At 37.3% G+C, this 24,891-nt stretch carries 24 protein-coding genes; 13 read left to right on the top strand and 11 right to left on the bottom strand.

The window, feature by feature from the left end; genetic code table 11:
- The first annotated feature begins 45 nt into the window (after positions 1–45).
- Positions 46–744 carry a lipopolysaccharide assembly protein LapB gene (locus tag ASG38_RS07910; protein ID WP_056068883.1) on the top strand — a complete coding sequence of 233 codons (699 nt, stop codon included), beginning with the start codon at positions 46–48 and terminating at the stop codon, positions 742–744.
- A gap of 28 nt (positions 745–772) precedes the next feature.
- On the top strand, positions 773–2,131 hold the full coding sequence (gene murC / locus ASG38_RS07905) for a UDP-N-acetylmuramate--L-alanine ligase (RefSeq protein WP_056068881.1): 1,359 nt from the start codon (positions 773–775) through the stop codon (positions 2,129–2,131).
- 52 nt (positions 2,132–2,183) lie between these two features.
- On the opposite strand, the gene ASG38_RS07900 is transcribed toward murC, so the two are convergent.
- Entirely contained in the window at positions 2,184–2,759 is a 576-nt protein-coding gene (locus ASG38_RS07900; RefSeq protein WP_056068879.1) for a DUF1287 domain-containing protein, read from the bottom strand.
- A gap of 125 nt (positions 2,760–2,884) precedes the next feature.
- Here ASG38_RS07900 and radC point away from each other — a divergent pair, with 125 nt between their 5' ends.
- Positions 2,885–3,592, top strand: a complete 708-nt coding sequence (gene radC, locus ASG38_RS07895; RefSeq protein WP_056068877.1) for a DNA repair protein RadC — start codon at positions 2,885–2,887, stop codon at positions 3,590–3,592.
- A gap of 49 nt (positions 3,593–3,641) precedes the next feature.
- On the opposite strand, the gene ASG38_RS07890 is transcribed toward radC, so the two are convergent.
- The 4 genes from ASG38_RS07890 to ASG38_RS07875 all read right to left on the bottom strand — a co-directional run bounded on the left by ASG38_RS07890 (position 3,642) and on the right by ASG38_RS07875 (position 6,427).
- Positions 3,642–4,142, bottom strand: a complete 501-nt coding sequence (locus tag ASG38_RS07890) for a hypothetical protein (RefSeq protein ID WP_056068875.1) — start codon at positions 4,140–4,142, stop codon at positions 3,642–3,644.
- A 53-nt stretch (positions 4,143–4,195) separates the two neighbouring features.
- A complete protein-coding gene (locus tag ASG38_RS07885; protein WP_056068873.1) occupies positions 4,196–5,374 on the bottom strand; it encodes a hypothetical protein in 1,179 nt (392 codons plus the stop codon).
- Between the two features lie 117 nt (positions 5,375–5,491).
- Positions 5,492–5,902 carry a hypothetical protein gene (locus tag ASG38_RS07880; RefSeq protein WP_056068871.1) on the bottom strand — a complete coding sequence of 137 codons (411 nt, stop codon included), beginning with the start codon at positions 5,900–5,902 and terminating at the stop codon, positions 5,492–5,494.
- 27 nt (positions 5,903–5,929) lie between these two features.
- Complete coding sequence (locus tag ASG38_RS07875) at positions 5,930–6,427, bottom strand: outer membrane beta-barrel protein (RefSeq protein WP_056068869.1); 498 nt, start codon at positions 6,425–6,427, stop codon at positions 5,930–5,932.
- Between the two features lie 140 nt (positions 6,428–6,567).
- On the opposite strand from ASG38_RS07875, the gene ASG38_RS07870 reads away from it, so the two are divergent.
- The 7 genes from ASG38_RS07870 to ASG38_RS07840 all read left to right on the top strand — a co-directional run bounded on the left by ASG38_RS07870 (position 6,568) and on the right by ASG38_RS07840 (position 13,301).
- Positions 6,568–8,580 carry a sensor histidine kinase gene (locus ASG38_RS07870; RefSeq protein WP_082482182.1) on the top strand — a complete coding sequence of 671 codons (2,013 nt, stop codon included), beginning with the start codon at positions 6,568–6,570 and terminating at the stop codon, positions 8,578–8,580.
- Between the two features lie 6 nt (positions 8,581–8,586).
- The gene (locus ASG38_RS07865; protein ID WP_056068866.1) at positions 8,587–9,252 is read left to right on the top strand and encodes a response regulator transcription factor; all 666 of its coding nucleotides are present in this window, start codon (positions 8,587–8,589) and stop codon (positions 9,250–9,252) included.
- A 207-nt stretch (positions 9,253–9,459) separates the two neighbouring features.
- On the top strand, positions 9,460–10,089 hold the full coding sequence (locus tag ASG38_RS07860) for an ABC transporter ATP-binding protein (protein WP_056069097.1): 630 nt from the start codon (positions 9,460–9,462) through the stop codon (positions 10,087–10,089).
- Positions 10,086–11,357: an FtsX-like permease family protein gene (locus ASG38_RS07855; protein ID WP_056068864.1), complete on the top strand. Its 1,272-nt coding sequence runs from the start codon at positions 10,086–10,088 to the stop codon at positions 11,355–11,357. Before ASG38_RS07860 ends, ASG38_RS07855 begins: the two co-directional genes overlap by 4 nt.
- On the top strand, positions 11,350–11,886 hold the full coding sequence (locus ASG38_RS07850; RefSeq protein ID WP_235498577.1) for a hypothetical protein: 537 nt from the start codon (positions 11,350–11,352) through the stop codon (positions 11,884–11,886). The genes ASG38_RS07855 and ASG38_RS07850 overlap by 8 nt, the downstream gene beginning before the upstream one ends.
- 1 nt (position 11,887) lies before the next feature.
- Positions 11,888–12,574, top strand: coding sequence for a YjjG family noncanonical pyrimidine nucleotidase (locus tag ASG38_RS07845; RefSeq protein ID WP_056068862.1), 687 nt, complete (start codon positions 11,888–11,890; stop codon positions 12,572–12,574).
- Positions 12,575–12,584: 10 nt separating this feature from the next.
- Positions 12,585–13,301, top strand: coding sequence for a hypothetical protein (locus ASG38_RS07840; RefSeq protein ID WP_056068861.1), 717 nt, complete (start codon positions 12,585–12,587; stop codon positions 13,299–13,301).
- On the opposite strand, the gene ASG38_RS07835 is transcribed toward ASG38_RS07840, so the two are convergent.
- Positions 13,298–14,575 carry a replication-associated recombination protein A gene (locus ASG38_RS07835; RefSeq protein WP_056068859.1) on the bottom strand — a complete coding sequence of 426 codons (1,278 nt, stop codon included), beginning with the start codon at positions 14,573–14,575 and terminating at the stop codon, positions 13,298–13,300. The genes ASG38_RS07840 and ASG38_RS07835 overlap by 4 nt on opposite strands.
- A 193-nt stretch (positions 14,576–14,768) precedes the next feature.
- Between ASG38_RS07835 and ASG38_RS07830 the strand changes: the two genes are divergently transcribed.
- The gene (locus ASG38_RS07830) at positions 14,769–15,569 is read left to right on the top strand and encodes a rhomboid family intramembrane serine protease (RefSeq protein ID WP_056068857.1); all 801 of its coding nucleotides are present in this window, start codon (positions 14,769–14,771) and stop codon (positions 15,567–15,569) included.
- On the opposite strand, the gene rlmB is transcribed toward ASG38_RS07830, so the two are convergent.
- From rlmB to ASG38_RS07805, 5 genes are all read right to left on the bottom strand, one after another.
- Complete coding sequence (gene rlmB, locus ASG38_RS07825) at positions 15,566–16,300, bottom strand: 23S rRNA (guanosine(2251)-2'-O)-methyltransferase RlmB (RefSeq protein ID WP_056068855.1); 735 nt, start codon at positions 16,298–16,300, stop codon at positions 15,566–15,568. The two genes, ASG38_RS07830 and rlmB, sit on opposite strands and share 4 nt — an antisense overlap.
- Before the next feature lie 91 nt (positions 16,301–16,391).
- Positions 16,392–17,300 carry a DUF1735 domain-containing protein gene (locus ASG38_RS07820; RefSeq protein ID WP_056068852.1) on the bottom strand — a complete coding sequence of 303 codons (909 nt, stop codon included), beginning with the start codon at positions 17,298–17,300 and terminating at the stop codon, positions 16,392–16,394.
- Between the two features lie 14 nt (positions 17,301–17,314).
- Positions 17,315–18,790 (bottom strand): SusD/RagB family nutrient-binding outer membrane lipoprotein, encoded by a 1,476-nt coding sequence (locus ASG38_RS07815; protein ID WP_056068850.1) that lies wholly within the window; start codon positions 18,788–18,790, stop codon positions 17,315–17,317.
- Positions 18,791–18,801: 11 nt separating this feature from the next.
- Positions 18,802–21,885, bottom strand: a complete 3,084-nt coding sequence (locus ASG38_RS07810; protein WP_056068848.1) for a SusC/RagA family TonB-linked outer membrane protein — start codon at positions 21,883–21,885, stop codon at positions 18,802–18,804.
- Positions 21,886–21,993: 108 nt separating this feature from the next.
- Positions 21,994–23,610, bottom strand: a complete 1,617-nt coding sequence (locus ASG38_RS07805; protein WP_235498576.1) for a hypothetical protein — start codon at positions 23,608–23,610, stop codon at positions 21,994–21,996.
- A gap of 324 nt (positions 23,611–23,934) precedes the next feature.
- On the opposite strand from ASG38_RS07805, the gene rpsL reads away from it, so the two are divergent.
- Both rpsL and rpsG read left to right on the top strand, forming a co-directional pair.
- Positions 23,935–24,318 carry a 30S ribosomal protein S12 gene (gene rpsL, locus ASG38_RS07800; RefSeq protein WP_007136570.1) on the top strand — a complete coding sequence of 128 codons (384 nt, stop codon included), beginning with the start codon at positions 23,935–23,937 and terminating at the stop codon, positions 24,316–24,318.
- Between the two features lie 90 nt (positions 24,319–24,408).
- Positions 24,409–24,885 carry a 30S ribosomal protein S7 gene (rpsG, locus tag ASG38_RS07795; RefSeq protein WP_056068845.1) on the top strand — a complete coding sequence of 159 codons (477 nt, stop codon included), beginning with the start codon at positions 24,409–24,411 and terminating at the stop codon, positions 24,883–24,885.
- Positions 24,886–24,891 lie beyond the last annotated feature (6 nt).

Raw genomic sequence — 24,891 nt, 5'->3', positions numbered from 1 at the left:
TATTCCAAATCATTTTCCTATTTTTGGAACACTAAATCATGTCTGTTGAAACATTTCTTTTTAATCTTATTCTTATTTCCGTTAGCAGTCTTTTCGCAATCAGAATTTGCGAAAGGAGCGCAGTTTTTTGATAAAGGGAATTATGAAAAAGCCAAAGAAATATTTACAGCTCTTTATAAAAAGAACCCTAAAGATGTCAGTGTAATTGAATATCTGGGAGATATTGGAGGACATACCAAAAAATGGGAGGAGGCTTTAGTGTATTATGAAAAGCTAAAAGAACTAAAACCTTCTGAAGCTAATTATTATTATAAATATGGTGGCGCTCTTGGAATGAAAGCCAAAGAAAGTAATAAATTTAAGGCTTTGGGGATGATTGGCGATGTAGAAGATTCTTTTAAAAAAGCTATTGAGCTCAATCCGAAACATATTGAATCCAGATGGGCATTGGTGGAATTGTACCTGCAACTTCCTGCCATAATTGGAGGCAGTGAAAGAAAGGCACAAAAATATGCAGATGAACTAATGACACTATCTGCTGTTGACGGTTATCTATCAAAAGGACATATTGCTGAATATTTCAAGAGATATAAAGAAGCAGAAAAAAACTATAAAAAGGCAATTGAAATTGGCAAATCAAAAACAACCTACAAGAAATTAGCCGATTTGTATAAAAATAAAATGAAGCAGCCGGAAAAAGCCAAGGCTGTTTTAGAAGAATATGCTGAAATAAGCAAAACATAATTAATATCCTATCCATATATTTGAATAGATGAGAACACATTTTATAGCCATTGGAGGCAGCGCAATGCACAATCTTGCCATTGCATTACATGAAAAAGGATACCAGGTGACCGGTAGTGATGATGCTGTTTTTGAGCCTTCCAAAACACGTTTGGAAAAAAGAGGACTGCTGCCTGAGGAATTGGGCTGGTTTCCTGAAAAAATCACTTCAGATATTGATTCGGTTATTTTGGGCATGCATGCCAAAGCAGATAATCCGGAACTTTTAAAAGCACAGGAATTAGGATTAAAGATTTTTTCATATCCTGAGTTTTTATACGAGCAGTCAAAAAATAAGACAAGAGTAGTAATTGGCGGTTCGCATGGAAAAACTACCATTACTTCCATGATTTTGCATGTTATGCATTACCACGGCATCAATGTAGACTATATGGTTGGAGCGCAATTAGAAGGTTTTGATACGATGGTGCATCTGACGGAAGAAAATGATTTTATTGTTCTTGAAGGAGATGAATATTTATCATCTCCAATGGACAGAAGACCAAAATTCCATCTCTATCAGCCCAATATTGCTTTGATTTCAGGAATTGCCTGGGACCATATTAATGTTTTTCCAACCTATGAAAATTATGTGGAACAGTTTGAGATTTTCATTCAAAAAATAACCAACGGAGGGATTCTTGTCTATAACGAAGATGATGCGGAAGTAAAAAGGGTAGCGGAAGCAGCTACGAATCCTATCCGCAAAATTCCATACACAACGCCAAATTATACAGTTGAGAATGGAATAACATTACTTGAAACTCCGGAAGGAAATATGCCGATTGAAGTTTTTGGAGCCCACAACCTGAATAATCTGGCCGGTGCCAAATGGATATGTCAGAATATGGGCGTTGACGAAGCCGATTTTTATGAGGCGATTTCCAGTTTTAAAGGAGCCTCAAAACGTTTGGAGAAAATTGCAGAAAATAAAAACAATGTAGCCTATAAAGATTTTGCACATTCGCCGAGCAAAGTGGCTGCCACTACAAAAGCGGTGAAAGAACAATATCCGGACAGAAAATTGATTGCCTGTCTGGAATTGCATACCTACAGTAGCCTGAATGCTGAATTCCTGAAAGAATATGAAGGAGCCCTTGATGCTGCAGATGTGGCGGTGGTTTTCTATTCGCCGGATGCCGTCAAAATCAAACAACTGGAAGAAGTAACCTATGATCAGATTGCAAAATCATTCAATCGCGAAGACCTGATTATTTACACCAATCCGGCTGCATTTAAAGAATACCTTTTCCACCTTAAATTTGATACGGAGAAAATTGCATTATTGCTAATGAGTTCCGGAAATTATGGAGGACTTAATTTTGATGAGGTAAAAACGCTTCTATAAATAAACTATGATGATTAGCGGAACTGTTATTCCTTTCAGAAAGCAGGTCCGCTTACTTTTTAAATTGGTAGTGTCCTGTTATTTTATATTGGAAAAGGCAATCTTCCAAAACCTGGCCGGCACCAACATTATGCACAATCAGGTTCCGTTTCCCATCAGCTGATTTTCGATTGGTCACAATTCCAATATGGGGCATTTTATCATTGATCATCCAGGTTACCAAATCGCCTGTCTTATAATCTGAAGCTTTATCGGTTACTTCTAAACTTTTACCGAATCGTGTGAAAAAAACCTGAAGATTAGGTACTCTTCTATGGTCAATATTGGGATCTGTTTTTTTGAGTCCCCATTTTTGAGGGTATTTTGAGAAGTTTTTTTTCATGTCTTCATGTACTTCTTTCTGCAGGTCAATCCCCAGTTTTCTGTATGCCCTGATAACAACGTCTGTACAAACGCCTTTTCCTTTTGGTACATCGCCGTTAGGATAGCTGATGGAAAAATAGCCCGGGTCATAGACAACCTTGTCTTTAGTCAGCGTAATTGCCGCATCCGAAAGTTTTTCCGGAAAACTTTTTTCTACAATAGCGGCAATGAAAAGAAAACAGGTAAGAGAGATGAAATATTTCATGGCAGTTATTTTTTAACTATAACGGCAGAGGTATGATATATCTTATAATTTCGGTTAAATTTAATAGGGGTATTTTTTTATAGTATATATTCGTATATTCACTTATTAGATTTAATTTCAACGCCATGCAGGGAAAAGAAGCGAAAAAAACAAAAACATTTCCAATCAAGGATTGGGCAAAAGATGACAAACCAAGAGAGAAACTAATGCATAAAGGGCAGGAAGCCCTAAGCAATGCAGAGCTTATAGCTATCCTGATACGTACCGGAAATCATACCGAAAGTGCTGTAGACTTGAGCAAGCGAATTTTGGCAGATGCTAAAAGTCTAAATGGGATAGGAAAGCTATCTATTGAAAAGCTCCTCACTTATCACGGCATTGGAGAGGCAAAGGCGATTACAATTCTTGCAGCTGTTGAATTGGGCCGAAGAAGGCGCTCTGAAGAAGCCGTGCCATCTAGGAGAATTGCTACAAGCAGGGTGGTTTTTGAAACGATGCAACCTGTTATAGGTGAACTTGCACATGAAGAATTCTGGATCCTATTTCTTAGCAACTCCAATAGAATTGCTCACAAATGGAGATTGAGCAAAGGCGGAATGACAGGAACCGTAGTGGATGCCCGCCTTGTTTTTAAAATAGCAATCGAGCATAATGCAACAGCAATAATTCTGGCACACAACCATCCTTCAGGGGTATTATATCCAAGTGAATCTGACAGAATAATAACTAAAAAATTAAAAGCAGCAGGAGAAAGCCTCGACATACGGGTTTTTGATCACGTAATAATTACCGAAAATGATTATTACAGCTTTGCAGATAATGGTATTTTATAGATTTGAGAAGTGCAACATCCTTGCAAGGATGTTGCACCAAATCAGGTTCTTATTCCAAACTAAAAGCAAACATGAAGTCCCCGGATCCAAAAAAGTACTCTCCTGAAGCGAGATTTTTAACGACTAAGTAATAATAGCCGTCTTTTACTTTTTCAATCGTATAATTAATCTTGTCGAATGAAGTTGATGTGCTGGTTGCTTTTGCTTTCGTGGTAATCAAAACCCTTTTATCTTTTCGGATTTCAAATTTTACTAAATCAAAAACAGAAGTCGGGTCGGTTCCGGGGTTTACTTTAACAATGAATTTTAAAGTGCTTTTGTTTTTAATGGTAACAGATGATTTGATTCCGTTTAAATAAAAACCGCCCTCCGCACTAAATAATCCTTTGGCCTTTGCCATAGTGTTGTATTGTGATTTCTCCAACTCAATCAGCTCATTTGTGGCGGCATTGAAATAGGCCGGCTTGTCATTAAACTCGGGTAATTTGGTTTGGGCTTTACCATATACAGATGATAACAGCAATAGTAATATGCCAATATGTCTTTTCATTTTTTTTATATTAAAGGTTCAAAAAAGGCATATTAAAAATTGAAGATGATGGGTTATTTTATTTTTGCATCAAATCCGTGAATAATCTTATAATTTTTATCCTTAATAATTATTTTATAAATGCCTTTGTCTAAAATAAGATTTGTCTTTGTTTCCTTATTTAGGATTTCAATAATGTCTGCAGGAACTCCATTTTTTTCGTATTCATTTTTTCGGTAGGCAAGAACCAAAACAGGATATTCGGTAATTTTAGATTTTGGAACCATATATGTTTTTCGTTTCCCATCTAATAATAACCAATCAGGCCTTTCGTTTTCGTATTCCGTAATAGGATGAATTATCCTGCAATCGGTCTGATCATTTGTTTCTCCGCCATTAAATAATTTTCCGGCTCCATTGACCATAATTACCGATTTTTTAGGATTCGCCATCAAGACATAAGGACTGGTGAATTTAATATCACCTTTTTCCGTATAATACACCTGATCAATTGTAAAAGGATCAATATTTGTTTCGTCTTTTAATCGGCCAGCCATAGCTCTTTCCCAACTTTTGCTTGGTGGAATTCCTTCTATTACATGGTCGAAGCCACAATGGATTAAAAATTTTGAATTTGGATTTTCCTTGACTAATCGGGCAATATTGGCAGCCTGTTCAATTTCTCTTTCTTTACCATTTTTTCCATCAGATGCTTCATACTCAAATAAAACAAAACCAATTTTTAATGCTTCGCTTAACATATTTGCCATCTGTGGTTCTTTTACATAAAAACCACTTTCCATGACAGGAAATTTCCGGTCATTTATTTCCGTATCAGCGAGTGCCTCCAAACCAAAGAAGCGATAACCATTATCATACAAACCTTGTAAAAGCGAAGTCGTAAAAACACGGTGCCTGTTGTTATGGTGTGCTTCATTGATGATGATGATTTTCTCGTCTTTTGAGCGATTTATGATATAGTCCTTTGCATTCTTTTGCCTGAAAGAAGTGAAGTACAAACTATCTTCTTTGCTGATTTTTCGTGCAGGTCTTCCGTTCTTATCCCAGGTTTCTAAAGCCTGTTTATAATATCCGTTTATGGAATAATCTGTTGCTCCCATTTGATATTTCCATGCCAGTGTGTCTTTTTCGATTTTGGCTGCAATATCTTTTGAAAACTGATAAGTTTCTGTATTGGTTTGTGCTGAAATTTTTAAAGTGAAAAGAAAAACATACTTAAACAATTGCTTCATGATTATTTGGCTTAACTGAATTTATTTTTTCTAAATATATTTTCTTTTACTTAATTATCAGCCATTTCTCTTTCTTAAATAGGATGGTTTTTTGTAAACGTCCTAATAATTAGTATGTTAAGGAAAAACAAAAGCCAGGCTTTCAAAACTAAATGTACCATTAACGTCCGCAATTTTATTGCTTTGCCTCACAACGTTGTTGTCATAATAGATTTTTAAGCTGGCCGTTTGACCTGCAACACCGGGATTTTGCATTACGGCATTACCGCTAATGCCAATGCCCATGACATTGTCAGGATACTCAATTGTTTTGCTCCATGGCAATGAAGTGACTGTTTCAGTCGTGTTTCCGGTGACATTATTGTTATAAACTACAAATATATGACCGGTAAAGTTGCCCGTTATTTCAAATTTTGCAGTTTTAATCGGTGTGGGTGTAGGTATTGGATTGCCGTCGCCATCGTCACTGCTACAGGAAACAGTAATGGCAATTAATAAGATGGAAAAAAATGTTTTTATTGTTTTCATAGTTTTTGTTTTTTAGAGATGGTACTTTTAATTTAACAGATAAGTAATGCCAATTTTTCCTCCTGTTGTAACATTTCCACTTCGGAGCTCCAGATTTACAGCAAATCTCTCATTAAAGAAATACCTTCCGCCAATTTGAATTCCAACTCCAAAAGGTTTGTCATCAACCAGATAAGTGTTGGTTTCCGAATCTTTGAATTTCCAGTTATAGTAATTTAAATTAAGTCCTGCATAAACATCCCATTCATTCGGGATTTTCAGCAATTCATTAAAATGATAATTCCCGTTGGCCTGCAAACCTATTATGGTACTTTTAATGCCATAGGTAGTATAAGACTGATAGGATGCCTCAACTCCCACAGTAATTGGATTCGAAATCGTGTAATCTGCACCAACATAAACAGGCGTCGACCAGTTAGATGTCCCAAAGCCGGCGTTTAATTGAATTTTGCCTTTTTCAAGCGGAGATTGCGCCAATGCAGAAACAGTAAGCAAAAGCACAGATAAATTAATAAGCTTTTTCATTTAATTTTTTTAATTGATTAGATGGTTATTAGATGTCAGACAAATTTATAGAGGAGGTTTAATTTGCGTCTAATCATAAAAAGGTATATATGATTACCTGAAATCAGGTAATTTTCTGCCTTTTATTCAGAATCCGAATAATGGTCATTACATTTGTAGCTTATCTCTACAAAATGAAGCGATTGCATCTTTTTTTCCTGCTATTTGCAAGCAGTCTTGCGCACGCACAAAGCAGTAGTACATTAAATGATTATGAGGTTACAATTGATAGCCTGAAAAATGCAATTTCTACCAGTAAATCAGACAGTCTCCGTTGCATTATGAATTACAGGCTGGCTTATATTTGTACTAAAAATGTAGATAAGAAAGAGTTGGGAAAGATTCATTTAAAAAAGGGCAATGAATTAGTAAAAAACAATAGCTATTTAAAAGACCTCTCCTGTTATTATAATTCGCTTTTTTTTAGCCTGACAAAAGAGAATCTGCAGAAGTTCCGAAAAGCAGACGAAGCCTTAAAAAAATACAACAGCAGGGAAATATACATATTAAGGTCTAAAATACTTTTTAATATAGGACTCCTATATCAGCGGGAAAATGAACCCTTACAAACAATAGAGGTTTTGGTAAAGGAAGCGATTCCGGTGGCAAAGAAAAGCAAGGATAGCCAGGAACTGTCTAATCTATATAAATTAATTGCCGTTGTTTTTTATAATAATGAAGACATTGCCAAAACAAAATATTATCTGGATCTGTCAATCAGTACTTTGGAACAGGGAAAGAGCAAAAAGAACAGATACAATGAGGATTTAATAGAATTGTATTTGTTTAATGTTGAGGTTTTATCTGTTCAGAAAAAAACGAATGAAGCTTTTGAATATTTGCAAAAAGCTGAAGATTTGTTGAAATCCTATCCGTTGAAATCGTTATATATTGAATATTATTTTGCAAAAGGGAGTTTGAATCAGGAGATTAAAAACTATGAGCAGGCTATTTCGGATTATGATAATGGTATAAAGCTGTCAAAACTGAATAAGGATTCTGCTCTGGAACAAAGATTCAAACTCATGAAATATGAGGTCTTTATTCTTCAAAATAAAATTAAAAGTGCTAAAGATTTACTGCTAGAGATTTTTAAAACCGACGGAATGAATATTAAGGATAGGGCCTATTATTCTTATGAACTGTCTAAAATTTACCGGAAATTAAATGATTTTGAAAAGGCTTATGTCTATAATGAGCAATACATTCAATTAAAAGATAGCCTGAGTCAAATGTTTGAGGCTGAAAAGATAGCAGACATTGAGGCCAAATACAATAAATTGGAAAATGAAAATAAGATAAAAGAGCTGACTATCGAAAAACAGGCAACACTATTAAATCAGAGAAAAAATATGCTCTTCCTTTTATTGCTGTCTTTTGCCCTTATCTGCGTATTGACTGTCACCTATTTTATCTGGAAGAATTTAAAAAACCAAAAGAAAATAACAGCCCAAAAAGAAATTAACCATTTTCAGAAACTAAATAATTTAAAAAGGGAAAAAGAAATTGAAATCATGCAAACCATGATTAATGTAGAAGAAGCTGAAAGAAAAAGGGTAGCCCGGGACTTGCATGATAGTATAGGCAGTAAGCTGTCGGCTTTGAAAATTATATTTGCAAATACACAAAACAAAAACGATTATAATGATAGCAGAATCAATACTATTTTAGAAACGTCCATAGCTGAGTTAAGGCAGATTTCATATAATTTGGTTCCCGAATCTCTGCTGAAATTAGGTTTGGAAAAAGCCCTTGGCGATTTGTGTTTTACATTGCGTTCTGATACTGTTTCGATAGAATTTCATTCGTATGAAATTGATAATTCAATGCCGCTCACTACGCAAACAAATATTTTTAGAATCGTTCAGGAATTATTAAACAATGCGCTAAAACATTCAAAAGCCACTCAGATTTTAGTTTCTTGCAGCCAGAATGGCAACCGGTTTTATATTTCAATAGAAGATAATGGAGTTGGTTTTGATATTTCAGGGATTGAAGAAAACCAGGGACTTGGAATCAAAAATATAAAAAGCAGAATAGAACTTTTACACGGAAGCCTTGACTGTGAAAGTAGTTCCGGAGGAACTTCCTATAATATAGAACTTGATGTCTGACAGACTATGGAAAATAAAAAGTTGAATATTGCCATTTTAGATGACCATCCTTTGATTATTGAGGGGTTGACAACACTTTTTTCAAACCACACAGAATTTAATCTGCTGGGTGGTTTTAACCAAAGTGAAGAACTGTATGGTTTTGAAGCAATTCACAAAATTGATGTACTGCTGTTGGATATTTTCTTTGGAAATAATAACGGAATCGATATTTGTTTTGATTTGAAAAAGAAATATCCCAAAATGATTATATTGGGAATTAGCAGTCAGGCAGAAAGAAGTATTGTATTACAGATGATCAAACAAGGTGCCTCCGGTTATTTATTAAAAACAGCCAAAAATGATGAATATATCCATTGCATAAAAGAGGCGGCAAAAGGGAAAATCGTATTTGGAAAAGAAGTACAGGTTATGTTGGATAAAATACAGATAGCTGATTTAAAATCGATTCCGAGGCTGACCAAAAGAGAAAAAGAAATATTGGCTTTATTAATAAAAGGGAAATCTACACAAGAAATCTCAGAAGAGTTATTTTTAAGTTTTTTAACCATACAAACCCACAGAAGAAACCTGCTTCAAAAGTTTGATGTCAAAAATTCTCTCGAACTAATCAATTTTGCCAATGAGAATGGACTTCTTAACAACCCTTATTTTCCACCTAATTTTAGCTGACTTTTCAATTTAGAACTCCATTTCTTATCTGATGTTTCCGATAATTCTGAAAATTGCATTTCTGTCATTATATTAACCTTCTAAGCGGGAGCAACTTTGGTTGTTTCGTTTCATTCGCTTTTCAAGGCCATATTTATAAGTTTGGCTTAACAATTTATATTAAAGTATTTCAGTATCTTGCAGGCACTTGCAGAAATGACTTTAGTTATGATTCAGACTAAAAATCTGGCTTTTTCTTATAATGGGAAAGCAAATTTTAATTTCCCTGATATTTCCTTAAATAGCGGCGAGGTACTTTTGATTACCGGCGGCTCCGGAAAAGGAAAAACAACATTGCTTCACCTTTTGGGTGGGTTGCTGAAAGCCCAATCAGGTTCTATCCGTATAGGCGATGTCAATATCGAAACCCTGTCCAATAAGAATCTGGACAAATTCAGAGGCAAAAATATTGGGTTAATACTCCAGCAATCTCATTTTGTAGAGGCATTTTCTGTGTTTGAAAATGTTGTTCTTTCTTCCTGGCTGGCAACCGGACGGAAGGCAGACGAAAAAGCAAAATTACTTTTGGCAGAACTGGGACTGTCTGATCAAATACACAAGCTTACATCACGTTTGAGTATTGGGCAGCAGCAAAGAGTTTCCATAGCCAGAGCTTTGGTGAATGAGCCCCAATTGCTTTTGGCAGACGAACCCACGTCAAGCCTTGATGATGAGAATGCCTATAAGGTAGCCGACCTGCTTTCGCAATTGTCAAAAGAATATGGTGCAGCACTCATTATTGTTACGCACGACCAAAGACTAAAAGATCGTTTTTCTAATCAAATTACATTAGCATGATTGGCAGATTAGCCTGGAAAAATATTTGGTTCAAACCCTTGAATACCATTTTGAGTATTATTTTGCTGACGGCAAGTGTTGCCATAATTTCATTATTGATTCTGCTTCAGGAACAATTTGAAAAGCAATTTTCAAGTAATATTGATGGTGTTGATGTTGTTTTGGGGGCACAGGGAAGTCCGTTGCAGCTGATTCTTTCTTCAGTATATCAGGTTGATGCGCCAACAGGCAATATTAGTTACAGCGAAGCAAAAACATGGATGAAACATCCTTTTGTAAAAAGCGCCATACCTTTGGCTTTTGGAGATAACTACAGGGGATTTAAAATTGTAGGAACAACACCCGCTTATCTTGATAAATTTGGGGCAACCGTCTCTCAGGGAAAGATATTTCAATCCGATTTTGAAGTTGTTGTGGGTGCCGAAATTGCAAAAAAACTAAATATAAAAGTAGGAGATAAGTTTTTCGGGTCGCATGGAGATGCGGCCGAAGGCGAGGTTCATGAAGAATTTGCTTATAAAGTCAGCGGTATTGCGAGTCCTACCGGAAAAGTAATCGACAATCTGATTTTGTGCAACATCCCTAGTGTATGGGCTATGCATGAAAACCACGAGCATGCAGATGAAAATCCGGAACATGGAGAAGAAGGACATATTCACTTTGAAGGCGATGAACACGAACATCACAATCACGAAGCAGCAATGCCGGTATCTGAAGAAGGGAAAGAAATAACTGCCGTATTGATAAAATTCAGGAATAAAATGGGTTTTGTAACCTGGCCGAGATTGATTGCACAGAATACAAAAATGCAGGCAGCTTCTCCTGCAATCGAAATCAACAGGCTGTTTTCCTTATTCGGGATAGGACTTCAGGCTTTACAGTATCTGGCATACGGAATTATGCTTATATCCGGAATCAGTATTTTTATAGCGCTTTATACAACATTGAAAGAACGGAAATACGAATTCGCCCTTCTGAGGGTTGGCGGAGCCAGTCGCATACAATTGCTTAGCCTGGTGATGTTTGAAAGCATATTGCTTTGCTTTGTCGGATTTATTTTCGGCACTATTGTTGGAAGGATAGCATTGTTTTTAATTTCTTCTTCAACAGATGAGGAATATAAAATGACTTTTGATCCATTTGCTTTTGTTTGGAAGAAAGAAGGAATTTTATTTATAGTAACTATCTTTGTAGGAGTATTGGCGGCAGCAATTCCTGCCATAAAAGCATACCGATTGAATATTTCAAAAACTTTAGCAAATGCGTAAGACTTATTTTTTCATAGCGCTTTTTCTTTTTTTAGGCGCAATTTATATGAATGTAAAGGGAAGAGAATCAGATTCATTTTCAGTACAGCAGGCAGGTTTTTTGCCAAAGGCAGAAGCTTTTTCTAAATCGGAAGCAAAATCTCTTATTGTGACCGATACTTTAAACTGGAAATTGCTGGGGGCTATCAAGTTTGTAAAAAAAACAACCAAGGATTATCCTGAAGGTGTCATGTACCCGATAATCAATTCTACCTTAAAGACAAAAAACAAAAAGAGGATTGCCATGTCAGGCTTCATTGTCCCGATAGACAATACCACTTATGCACTCAGCAAAAATGTTTTTGCAGCCTGCTTTTTCTGCGGACAGGCAGGGCCGGAAACCATTATGGGAATAAAGTTCAGGGGAGGTACTCCAAAGTTGAAAACGGATCAGTATGTAACTTTGGAAGGCAATTTCCGTATAAATGAAAATGATGTAGAAGATTGGATCTATCATATTGAAGATGCCGTAATTGTAAAAGGAAAATAAATTGGAAACTAAAATTTCAGACGTTTTTTTTGATTTGGACCATACCTTATGGGACTTTGAAAAGAATTCTGCGTTAGCATTTGATACCATCCTGAAGAAACACAAAGTTAATGTGGATATTCAGGAGTTTATTTCGTTATATGTTCCCGTAAATATTAAATACTGGAAGCTTTACCAGGATGATAAAGTGACACAGCAAGAATTGCGCTATGGAAGACTGAAAGATGTTTTTGACCATATGAAAATTGAGGTCGATGACGAAATGATTCATTTTTTAGCAGAAGAATACATCAGTTATCTTCCGCAGTTCAATCACCTCTATGAAGGGGCAATAGAACTGTTGGAATACCTGAAGCCAAAATACAGGCTGCATATCATCACAAACGGATTCCACCAGATACAAAATAATAAGTTGGTCAATTCTAAAATTGTGCATTATTTTGAAACCATTACCAATTCCGAAAATGCAGGTGTAAAAAAACCACATCCGGAAATATTTAATTATGCTTTGGATTTGGCAAAATGTGCCAAAGAAACAAGCATCATGATTGGAGACAATCTGGAAGCCGATATCGAAGGAGCCTTGAATGTGGGGCTTGACGCTATCTTTTTTAACGAACACAATTTAGAAACTAACCCTAATATCAAGCAGGTAAACCATCTGCTGGCCTTAAAAAAATATCTTTAAACCTCTAGTTATGAAAAAAAACATCCTAATACTCTTCTTATTTGTTTCTTTATCTGCTTTGGCACAACGTTCATTAAATGATTACAAATATGCTATCGTTCCTGTAAGATTTGCTTTTGCAAATGAGGAAAATGAGTACAGACTCAACACAATTACAAAATTTAATCTGACGAAGATGGGATTTGAGGCTTTTTATGACAATGAGGATCTACCATTAGAAACAGCAGGAGAAAGATGCAGCAGATTATTCGTTAACGTAGAAAAAGTAAGCTCGCTGTTATCAACAAAGGTGGTTGTGGTATTCAGAGATTGCAATAATGTAGAAATTAGCAGAAGCAGCATTGGGTTAAGCAAGGCTAAAGAGTATAAAATTGCTTATCCTGAGGCGCTAAATGATGCTTTTAAATCACTGTTTACTTTTGGATATAACTATAACGGAACGGTTTATAAACCGGAATCAGCTAAAAAGGTAGAAACCCCTAAATCTTCTGTAGAGCCGGAAGATACTCCTAATATGCTTTTTGCGCAGCCAATTCCTAATGGCTACCAATTGGTAGATAAGACACCTAAAGTGGTATTCAAAATTTTCAAGACTTCTCACCCGGACTATTTCACAGTGCAATCGGATACCATTAACGGGGCATTAATCAGAAAAAATAATGAATGGGTACTGGAATATTATAAAGACGATAAGCCGGTTTCAGAAAAACTTTTGATTAAGTTTTAATAACCGTACTTGTCTTTCCAACGATTTTTTAAAAATTCCCTTGTTGACTGTTCTCTGGAATTATTTCCCGGAACATAGATAGGGGTATTTTTTATTTCATCGGGAAGGAATTCCTGCTCCGCAAAATTATTTTGATAATCGTGGGCATATTTATAATCTTCACCATAACCCAGTTCTTTCATCAATTTTGTTGGTGCATTTCTTAAATGAAGCGGAATAGGCAGGTCGCCTGTCTGTTTTACTATTTGCTGTGCTTTTCCAATTGCCGTATACGAAGCATTGCTTTTAGGCGAAGTTGCCAGATAAATGGCGCACTGGCTTAAAATAATCCTGCTTTCCGGATAGCCAATGGTTGAAACTGCCTGAAACGTATTGTTTGCCATGATAAAGGCTGTAGGGTTTGCATTGCCAATATCTTCGCTGGAAAGAATCAGCATACGTCTCGCAATAAATTTGACATCTTCACCTCCTTCAATCATGCGGGCCAGCCAATAAACGGCCCCATTTGGATCACTACCGCGAATGGATTTTATAAATGCGGAAATAATGTCATAGTGCTGTTCACCGGTCTTATCATATAAAACCGTATTTTGCTGTACCAGTTTTAGTACGGAATCATTCGTAATTATGATTTTTTCATCGTTGGAAGCATTAACGACGAGGTCGAAAATATTGAGCAGCTTTCTGCCATCTCCACCCGAAAGCCTTAATAAAGCTTCCGTTTCTTTTAATTCAATGTTTTTTTCTTTCAGATAGACGTCGGTTTTCATAGCCCGTTCAAGCAACGCCTCCAAATCTGATTTTGAAAAGGCATTCAATATATAAACCTGACAACGCGACAGTAATGCGGGAATTACTTCAAAACTAGGATTTTCAGTTGTGGCACCTATCAATGTTACCCAGCCTTTTTCTACAGCGGCTAATAAGGAATCCTGCTGCGATTTGCTGAAACGGTGAATCTCATCAATAAATAAGATTGGATTTTTGGCAGTGAACAAACCGCCACTTTGCTTGGCTTTTTCAATAACATCACGCACTTCTTTTACGCCGGAATTAATAGCGCTTAGGATATAAAACGGACGTTTGGACTCCTGTGCAATAATTTGGGCCAGGGTAGTTTTTCCTGTTCCCGGTGGTCCCCAAAAAATTAATGAAGGAATGATGCCTTTTGCAATCTGATGGGTCAATGACCCGTTAGGGCCTACTAGTTGCGGTTGACCTAAATAATCTTCAAGTTGTTGCGGGCGAATTCTTTCTGCTAACGGTGCTTCCATTTTGTAAAATTACTGAATTTGAAGAAGTTTTTTTTAAGGAACACAGCATAAACTTTTGTGAAATTTCTGAAGGCCTATATTTTATCTTATGAGAGGTAAAACAGTTTGCCTGATTTCAAATGCTGACAAAATAGCACGAAAATAAAAGTGGATAAGTTTTTGACAGTTTTTGGTAAAAAAAATCCTAAAAGCAATGGATGATAAAAATTTACGATTCTCGCCTTCGGTTTTGGCCTGGCCATTATTTTCCATAGTTCTTTTGTGGATTATTTTTTGGGCGGAAGTACGTTTTAAACTCAATCTTACAGAATTTGGAATTTATCCGCGAACTTTTTCCGGATTGAGGGGAATTTTATTCAGCCCGTTTCTTCATGGCGATATCCAACATCTTTATAATAATTCGATTCCGCTGTTTCTTTTAATAGCAGCAATGCGTTTCTTTTATAGAAACCAGACTCTGGCAGTGCTTGGATATGGAATATTGCTCTCTGGTTTTTTGACCTGGGTTATCGGTAGGGAATCCTATCATATTGGAGCCAGCGGTTTGATTTATGTTTTGGTCAGCTTTATCTTTTTTAAAGGAATACAAACCCGATATTACAGGCTTGTTGCCTTATCCCTAACAATTATACTGCTGTATGGAGGTATGGTGTGGTATATTTTTCCAAACGTACAGCAGGGAATTTCCTGGGAAGGCCATTTGTCAGGACTCATAACAGGATATGTTTTCTCATTGGCAATTAAAACTCCGGAATATCAAAAACCGATTGTGTATGATTGGGAACGGCCTGACTTTAATCCGGAAGAAGATATGTTTATGAGGCATTTTGATGAAAACGGCAATTTCCAAAATCTTCCAAAACCTGATGTTGATGATGAAACAGGCAATGAGGATTTTTTCAGATCCAATTATAATGTCTTTTATACAATTGTCCGTGATAATTCAGAAGAGAGTCAGGAAAATAATGAAGATGGGGTAGAAGAGAATACCTAACTTCTCTGTCTTACTGTTTCATAAAGGAAAGCGCCACAGGCAACCGATACGTTCAGGGAAGCAATAGTTCCAAACATTGGCAACTTGGCCTTTTCATCTACAATTTTCAAAACGGAAGGATTCACCCCACGGTCTTCAGAACCCATGATGATGGCTATAGGTTCGTTTAGTGACAAGTCATAAATGTTCTGATCCGTTTTTTCTGTAGCGGCGATAGTTTTTATGCCTGATCCCTGAAGATGGAAAATAGCATCTTTGATGTGTTCTACTTTACAGATTGGAACATTAAAAACAGCACCTGCTGATGTTTTTACGGTATCTCCGTTAACCGGAGCGGCACCCTGTTTTTGAATGATGATTCCATCGACTCCGGTACACTCTGCAGTACGGATAATAGCCCCAAAATTCCGGGCATCGGAAATCTGGTCCAAAATAAGGAAAAGGGGAGTCTTTCCGCTGTCCATCACAGTTTCTATAAGCGTTTCAAGATTGTGGAAAGAAACCGGCGCAATAGTGGCAACAGCACCTTGATGGTTGTTTGGAGTTAGTTTGTTTAGCTTTTCTACAGGCACATAAGAAAAATTTACTCCGGCACGCTTCATGACTTTCATCAAGTCTTTCATCAATTCACCCTGAGCGTCTTTCTGTATAAATACTTTGTCTATTTCTTTTCCTGCCTGAATAGCTTCTATGATAGCTCTGATTCCAAAAATTTGATGTCCTTTTTCCATGGTGGCAAAGATAGGATAAAGTTGTAAAGAAATAAAATAAGGCCGGCGAATTCGATTCTGCCGGCCTTTGTTTTATACTTGTTTTGATTAATTAGTTGGTCTGGAAGATATCCGGCCAATCAACGCCGCCTTCACGGGTTAAGGTAACGGTACCGCCATCACCCCATGTATTTCTCCAGGTAAAGACCATAACAGGTCCTGTAACACTGACAATGTTATAGGTGAAAGTATCGGAATACTGGTCCGAACCGCTGAAAAGAAATTCACGGCATACCCATGTTAAAAAGGCGCCGTCAGGGCCAACAGCAGGGTCATCGTCGTAGATAGCTCCATACAATCCGAATGAGGCATCGTCAAGACTGTATTTTCCTGGTTCGGTTTCAGTCCATGTTACTGTGCCGCTGATAGTACCCGCAATTCCCGTTCCTGTACCTGTTCCTTCTCCATCACCATATTGCATCGATGTCTGAGTATAGGTATGTGTTCCTGACAGATCATCTGTAATTGGACACAATGGTTTCAGGTTGATTATGATAGTGCCTGTAGATTCTTTTGTAGAAACTCCTACTGGGAAACTTCCTGTAGCAGCAGTCAGTTTCAGGGCAATAGTCAATGGAACAGGTAATTCAGGGTCCAATGAAGAAGGGAGTATCTTGATTGGGAATGTGGCCTGAGTTTCTCCTGCCGGGAATGTAAATGTCCCGTTGTTTAAAATGACAAAGTTTGTGCCTTCAACAGCTGTTGTCTTGGCGGGATCTACTTCATACGTAACTACAATATCTGATGGAGCAGCCGAGCCGTTACCACCTACTAAACGGGCAGGAACCTGAAATTCTGCTTCGTCCATTCCAATATCAAATGTTCCGTCAATAGAGCCAGACGGAAAGTCAACAAGGTTCGTCCCGGCACCAAAATCTGTCACATCATCATCTACAAGACAAGATGAGAACAGGGCCAATATGATCGCAATAGCTGCGAATTTGAATTTATTTTTTTTCATGTTTCACATTTTAATTAGTTATCCCAAAAAATAGGTGATGTAAAAGCGTCATCCGTTGTCTGGTTAGGAACATTTGCAGAGTTGGCCACATATTCTGAGTTAGGATACATTAATCTAATTGGACGTTGTGGTCTGCTTGCAATTAATGATAACGGAATGCCTGATGGGAATCCGGTTCTGGTGTATTCAATCCAGGATTCGATACCGTTAATACTGTTTAAGGCAATCCATTTTTGTGTTATGATGGCTTCGATTTCATTTCCTGCAGAAGCATTCCATCCTACAAGGTTGGTAGCTTGTGAATAGTAAGTGTTTGCCTGAGCAGCTGTAAGCCCTAAAGTTTCATATGAGGCCTCGATTCCTGATTCATAGAGATTTTGAGCACTTCCGGCAATATAGCCTCTTGCTACTGCTTCAGCCTGAAGGAAATAGCTTTCTGCGGCTGTTAAAATATAAGCATCCTGGGTAAAGTTTTTAAGTACTCCATTTCCTAATCCTGAGTATGGCACAACCACTGTTCCTTGCTCGTCTGGAGCACCCTGGTTTATTCCGGCAAAACCTCCGCCAGGAATTGGGGCATAGATTTTTTCAAGTCTGGTGTCATTTGTACTGTTAAGATAGTCAATAGTATATTGCGTACCTTTTACTGCTCTGTTGTCACTTGTTGGACTTCCAGATAATGTTGTTCCATAAGTTTCAAAAAACGGATTCATTTTTCCGGTACTCGTAATGTAGCCGGGATTGTTGGTTACGTTTTCAGTTATGAAGCCACTGCCTTCATCAATGATGTCTTGGAACTTATCGGCAATATAGGCCTGTTTCGAAGGCATTCCTGATTGACGGATAAGGATTCTCATCTTTACGGTGTTGGCAAATTTTATCCATTCATCCATGTCTCCGTGAAGCATGATATCATTGTTGGCAGGATCCAATGCAGAAGAAGGTGCGTTTTTGATAAGTTCGATTGCTGCATCTAATTGCACAATTAAATCATCATAAACAGCTTCTGCGTCATCATAGGCAGGAGTCAGTTCCAAATCACGTTGCAATGCTTCAGTATAAGGAATATCTCCATATAAATCTACAAGATACTGGAAATAGAAAGCTTTCATTATTTTGGCGATTGCCTGATAATTTTCGTAGTTTTCTAAAGATGTCTTTTCAATCTTATGAAAGTTAGCCAAGGTCAAATACAGGTCATCCCAGGTGTCATCATAGAATGTACTGTTTACGATATATTGCATCTCATCCTGATAGGCAATAAATTCTTCAATGTTATTTGACCAGTTGTAAACCATAAAGTTACCCACATGGTTCATTCTTACATTGAGTTTTCTTGCTCCTGAATTTTGAGCGCTTGCCAGAAGTAATTCCGGCTTTACATTAGTGGGGTTGTTTGGATCTTCATTGATGTCCAAATAATCGCTGCAGGAAAACAGCAAGAAAAAAGAGGCAATTAATAAGGAGCTTTTTTTGAATATATTTTTCATCATTTCTTGAATTAGAAAGTTAATGTAACATTGAAACCGTAGCTTCTGGTTGGAGGAACTTCATTTACGGTTCCTACCCCAACAGCATTTCCTGTAGTAAATCCAAATTCAGGATCTGTATATCGGTTTGCCTTAGGCAAAATCATGAATACGTTGCGTGCGTTTGCTCCAATGGTAATGCCTTCAAAAGGAGAGTTGTCTAATACTTTTTTAGGGAATGAATAGCTAAGTGCTATTTCGCGGCATTTGAAAGCTGTTGCATCAATCACATAGTTTTCTGCAATGTTGCTGTAAACCGAATCCCAAAAAGGTTGTCCTCCGCTGGAAGTTGGAATGCTTGTATTGGCAGTATATACTCCCGGTGCTGTTTGGTAAGAAGAGTTAGGGAATACGAATGGTAACCTTCCTGTCTGTGCACTTTGTACTGACGAACCTGTGAAATCAAGCATTTGACCTATTTCATTATAAAATACGTGTCCTGTTCTGTAATCAAAAACAGCAGAAAGTCTGAATCCTTTATAATTAAAGTTGGTTGAAAGGCCAACGATGTAATCAGGAGTTGTTTTTCCCAGATTTTTCAAAGCTGATGATTGGATTGGGTTTCCTGTTGCCTGGTCGATAATTACTCTGCCCTGGTCGTCTCTTTCATAAGCGGTTCCTTTAATAATAGGATATTCCTGTCCTACAACAGCATAAACTCCGGCAGTAGAAAAACCACCTAAAGAAAGTTCGTTAACACCAGGTAGTAAGCTTTTTACTTCGGTTTTTGGAGCACTATAGCTTACTCTGAAATCCCAGCTGAAATCTTCGGTCTGGATTGGCACAAAGCCCAGGTCTAATTCAAGCCCCTTCGTCTGTAATTCCCCCGCATTTAGCAAAGCTCTTGTGGCACCAGATGATGAAGATGCTGCTGCATTAATAATCTGGTCAGTAGAGTTTGAAATATAATAACTCGCATCCAGCCAGATTCTTTTGTTGAAGAATTCAAGATTTAAACCAAATTCTTTTGATGTAGTAAACTCCGGCTTTAATCCTGCTAAAGCAACTGTATTGCTCAAATTAAAAGATGTCAGATCGCCATAAGGGAAACCTACAGAGCGGACATAGGTGTTTTGGTTCGCATAAGCGGAAGTAGAGTTTCCTACTTTGGTATAACTTGCGGTTAACTTTGCAAAATTCAAAACATTTCCTTTTAGTTCAGGGAAAGCTGATGTAGGAATGAATGAAATACCATAACTAGGGTAGAAGTAGGAGTTGTTTTCTTTGATTAAAGCAGACGACCAGTCATTTCTTCCGGTAACATTAAGGAATAAAAAGTCCTTGAAGCCCAGTTCGGCGCTTCCGTATAGACCGATGCTTCTTAAACGGGAATTGAATTCAACACCACGAAGCTCACCTGTTCTTAAAGAAACATTATATAATCCCTCAACAACTAAATTGTCACCGCGTATTCCGATTTCTTTTGTTCGGATATCCCTGATATTGTTCCCCAAAATGATTTTGGCTGTAATATCTTTAGTCAGGTTGAAATCAAAGTTAAGCATCAGGTCGCTGTTAATTCTTCTCTCAAAATTCGAACCGTCAGAAACACCCTGGTTTAAATCTTCCCTACCACTGCCATCTGTGAAAACATGGCCGTTATTGGTGTGTTTGAAATCAGAACTCAACATACTTACACCTCCGCGGTATAAAACATTGAACCAATCGTTTATCTTATAACCTAAATCAACCGATCCCTGAAAACGCTCTGTAGAAGAAATACGTCGTGAATTTTTCAGAATCCAATAAGGGTTATAAGCATAGTTTGTAAAGTAATCCTGTAAATCTCCCTGAGAGTATACTTCTAAAGGAATGTTGATAGGAGTTTGCAAAAGTTGGCTGTAAAGGCTTCGGCCACTTTCTGTATCTGTAAAAAAGCTGCTTTCGTCATCAGAGCCGGTAAGGCTTCCTGCGATATCTGTTTTATCAGTAAAATAGGAAACATTTCCTGTAACCGACCAATTTCCGGAATTTTTGCTTGTATTTAAACGGAAGGTGTTTTTGTGGTAAAGATCACCAGGAATAATCCCTTCTGTTTTTACATCCTGAGCAGAGAAGAATAAATTACCATTTTCATCGCCTTGTGAGATAGAAAAGCCATTTTGTTTTGTAGTTCCAACATTAAAAAAGTCCTTGATATTGTTTTTTCGGGCTACATAGCTAAATTCTCTGATAGATCCATCCGGCAATTCCGGTCCAACCTGAACTAATGAGCCATCTAATGGCGCTCCCCAGTTAGTGTTTTCAACCGGGTCAAGTTCTCCTGCCCAGCCTTGACCAAATCTTGTCTGCCTGTCCGGGATGAACTGAACCTGTTCAAAAGTTATAGTCGAGTTGTATTGCAAAGTCATTTTACCATTTCGTCCTTTTTTGGTAGTTATCATGATTGCTCCGTTTGAACCCGCAGAACCATATAAGGCCGCAGCATTGGCACCTTTTAGGATAGTAGTGCTTTCAATGTCGTTCGGGTTCAATTCACTCAAAGTGCTAAGGGCAGAAGGCACACCATCAATTACAATCAGTGCTTCGTTGTTTCCTGAAATGGATCTGGCACCTCTTAATACAACCCTGGTCTGTGGATTGACACCGCTGTTTATGGTATTAATTTGTAAACCGGACACTTTTCCAACTAACGCTGTGGCTGCATTTACGGCCTTGGCCTGATTTAATTCGTCAGACTTTACGACTTGAGTGGAATAGCTCAGTTCTTTTGGATTTCTTTTTATTCCAAGAGCTGTTACCACGACAGTTTCAAGCTGGGTTGCATCGTCTTCCATTACAATGTTGAAATCGTTGGCTGTAGCCATAACTTCTTTTGTGGTCATGCCGATGAAACTGAAAACTAAAATGTCGGGAGGTGAAGCTTTTATTTGAAATTTACCATCAAAATCGGTTTGAGTACCCATTGTTGTTCCTTTGATGGTTACGCTTACCCCGGGAAGGGGCAGTCCGCTTTGGTCACTTACTGTACCAGAAATTGTCCTTTCCTGTGCAAAAGAAATCTGCATTATTAACGCCAGGACAAGCGTTAACAAGCCGTTTAACTTTGTTTTCATTAGATATAGGTTTGAATTAGTTAATTCAAATTTCTTAAATATTTCTTAACAAACCTATAGTTTTTTTAATTTTGTTTTTATTATATTGTAATATATGTATTCTTAATGTTAAAATTTAGCCTTAAAGCTAATATGGACGATTGAATTGGAAAGTTTTATTTGCTGTTCGCCAGTACTGCCGTTAGCATATACAATATTGAAAAGTCCATTTTTGGTCAGCAATCCAAATCCGAATCCCAGTCCAAGAAGATTTCCGTCGTTATCTGTAGTCTTGTCCTGATAATATCCGAAATCAATGATGGAATGGATATAGATTGTTGGTGCCAAAACATATCTGTATTCCGTAAGTATAGAAGAATAAAGATTGGCCTGAAGACTGTTTTCATTGAATCCTCTGATGGAATTTATCCCGCCAAAACGGAAAAGCTCGTTGGTGATATAGCTGTCGCTCTGCAGCAGGAAGTTCTGGCTCCGGAGTGCTATAATGTTCTTGTCATTCAGATAAAGATTGTGTCTGAGGTCTACATTGGTAAAGAACTGGCTGTTCTTTGAAGCTTCGGAATTTCTACTTCCTACGCCAGCCTTAATATTGAGTAATGTTTTGTCCGGAAATAAAAAATCATCGTTTTTGAATCGCGTATACTCAAAATTAGAGGTGATGAAAGCATTGTCAAAATCTTTCAAAGTCGAACTGTTGAGGTTCTGGATGTCATTTGATTCTGTGGATTGATATCCTACATATAATCTTGTGTTGTAATTAAAGTAATATCCGAGATCGATAGCGGTCTGCGTATTTTGAAACGTACTGTCCTGTTTAAAAATGTTTAGCTGAGCCTTGATTCCCAAGGGGCTTCTGAAAATATAAGGGAGTTCGATATTGGCGTTAAAAGTCTTTTGGTCGTTGCCGTCGCTTTTCCAGTACAGATTAAATCGTTCACCTACGTTTAGCGAGTTGACCAATAACAGGTCAAGATAGCCATTGATTTTTAAGTCGCCTTTATCGTCATTTCCGAAACCTATGAATCCGTCAAAACGATTGGGTTTTGATTTTTCCAGATAGACATACACCTTGGTGGTGTCGTTCATAAAAAGGATTTCAGGATATTTGGTTTGGGTTACAAATTGAAATTGGTTAAAATCTTCGTGTATGTTTTTGAGATTTTGTTGGTTAAAAACTTTGTTGCGGTAACGGCGCCTGATTTCTTTTTTATGTCCTTCAGGAAATTTTTCATAACCGTTAATTACAATATCATTTACCTGTCGTTGCTTTTCGGTTTGGAAATTCAAGTCGGCAAGTAGGATGTTTTTCTGTTTTTTTAGATTGATAAGCTGAAGCCTGGCTAAAGAGTAGCCTTTTCGTTCCAGGGAATTTAGTGTAGTGTTCAGAAAACTTTCCGTTTCCCCCAAAGGGAGTTTTAGTGTATCTCCGGGGCTTTCTACGATTCCTAATTTCCGTAGTTCAGAATCCTTTCCTAAATAAATATGTATAAAACGGGTTCTCTGCCCCAAGCGAAATTTGAATAAAAAAGTGCTGTCATCCTGTTTTTTATTTTCCTGAATTTCGTTTTCAAGAAAACCGAAACGTTTTAGTTTTTCCGAAAGGCTATTGGCTTCCTCTACGATACTTTTGGCATTGCTGTGTTTTTTGGAATAGCCAATGGAGTCAATCGTTTTCAAATCGCTTTGCGAATCCGATGTAATTTTTAAATGAAGTTTCTGGCCCAAAGAATTTAAGCTGAATAAAATGCAGAATAGAAGAAAAAAAAATCGGTTCAAAATACTATAATTGTTAAAAACAACGATACGGGATTTTTTGCTTTTATTCCGGAATTTCTCAGGATTTATAAGAATGGGAATAAAGCTTTTCGGACTGTTGTCTGACTACGGTAAAAGTAACGCAAAAAAGCAACGAATAATATACAAAAATTAAATCTAGGTTAATCTGTTTGAAAATTAATGAATTAACGTTTGTTTAAAAAAAAATAATTGCTACATTTGCAACCCCGTAAAAAGCGGGAAATTAAATCATAATATATATTAGTATTAATTATGCCAACAATTCAACAATTAGTAAGAACTGGAAGAACCCAGATAACTAAGAAGAGTAAATCGGTTGCTTTAGATTCTTGTCCTCAAAGAAGAGGGGTTTGTACGCGTGTTTACACTACTACACCAAAAAAACCAAACTCTGCAATGCGTAAAGTTGCGCGTGTACGTTTGACAAATGGTAATGAAGTGAATGCTTACATCCCAGGAGAAGGACACAATCTACAAGAGCACTCGATAGTATTAGTTAGGGGTGGAAGGGTAAAAGATTTACCAGGAGTTAGATACCACATCGTTCGTGGTGCGCTTGATACATCAGGTGTTGCCGGAAGAACGCAAAGAAGATCTAAGTATGGTGCAAAACGCCCAAAAGAAGCAAAAAAGTAATTTTTTAATCAGTCCGATGTCGAAGGCGGAAGGTTGAAAGAAATATTCTTTACGACTTTAAACTTTAGACTTTAGACTAAAATTCAAGACATGAGAAAAAGACAGGCCAAAAAAAGACCTCTTTTACCAGATCCAAAATTTAACGATCAGTTAGTGACGCGTTTTGTGAACAACTTAATGTGGGACGGTAAAAAATCAACTGCTTTCAAAGTATTCTATGATGCATTGGATATCGTAGAAAACAAGAAACAAGATGCAGAAAAATCTTCATTGGAAATCTGGAAAGATGCTTTAACTAACGTTATGCCTCACGTAGAAGTACGTAGCCGTAGAGTTGGTGGTGCTACATTCCAAATCCCGATGCAAATCAGACCAGACCGTAAAATCTCTATGGCAATGAAGTGGATGATACTTTATGCTCGTAGAAGAAACGAGAAATCTATGGCTCAAAAACTAGCTTCTGAAGTTTTAGCTGCTGCTAAAGAAGAAGGTGCTGCTGTTAAGAAGAGAATGGATACTCACAAGATGGCTGAAGCAAACAAAGCATTCTCTCACTTTAGATTTTAATCCTTA

It is taken from the genome of Flavobacterium sp. Leaf359, assembly GCF_001423985.1.
Taxonomy (GTDB): Bacteria; Bacteroidota; Bacteroidia; order Flavobacteriales; family Flavobacteriaceae; genus Flavobacterium; species Flavobacterium lindanitolerans.
Note: the sequence above shows the minus strand (reverse complement) of the source record. Positions and strands in the feature narration are given on the sequence as shown.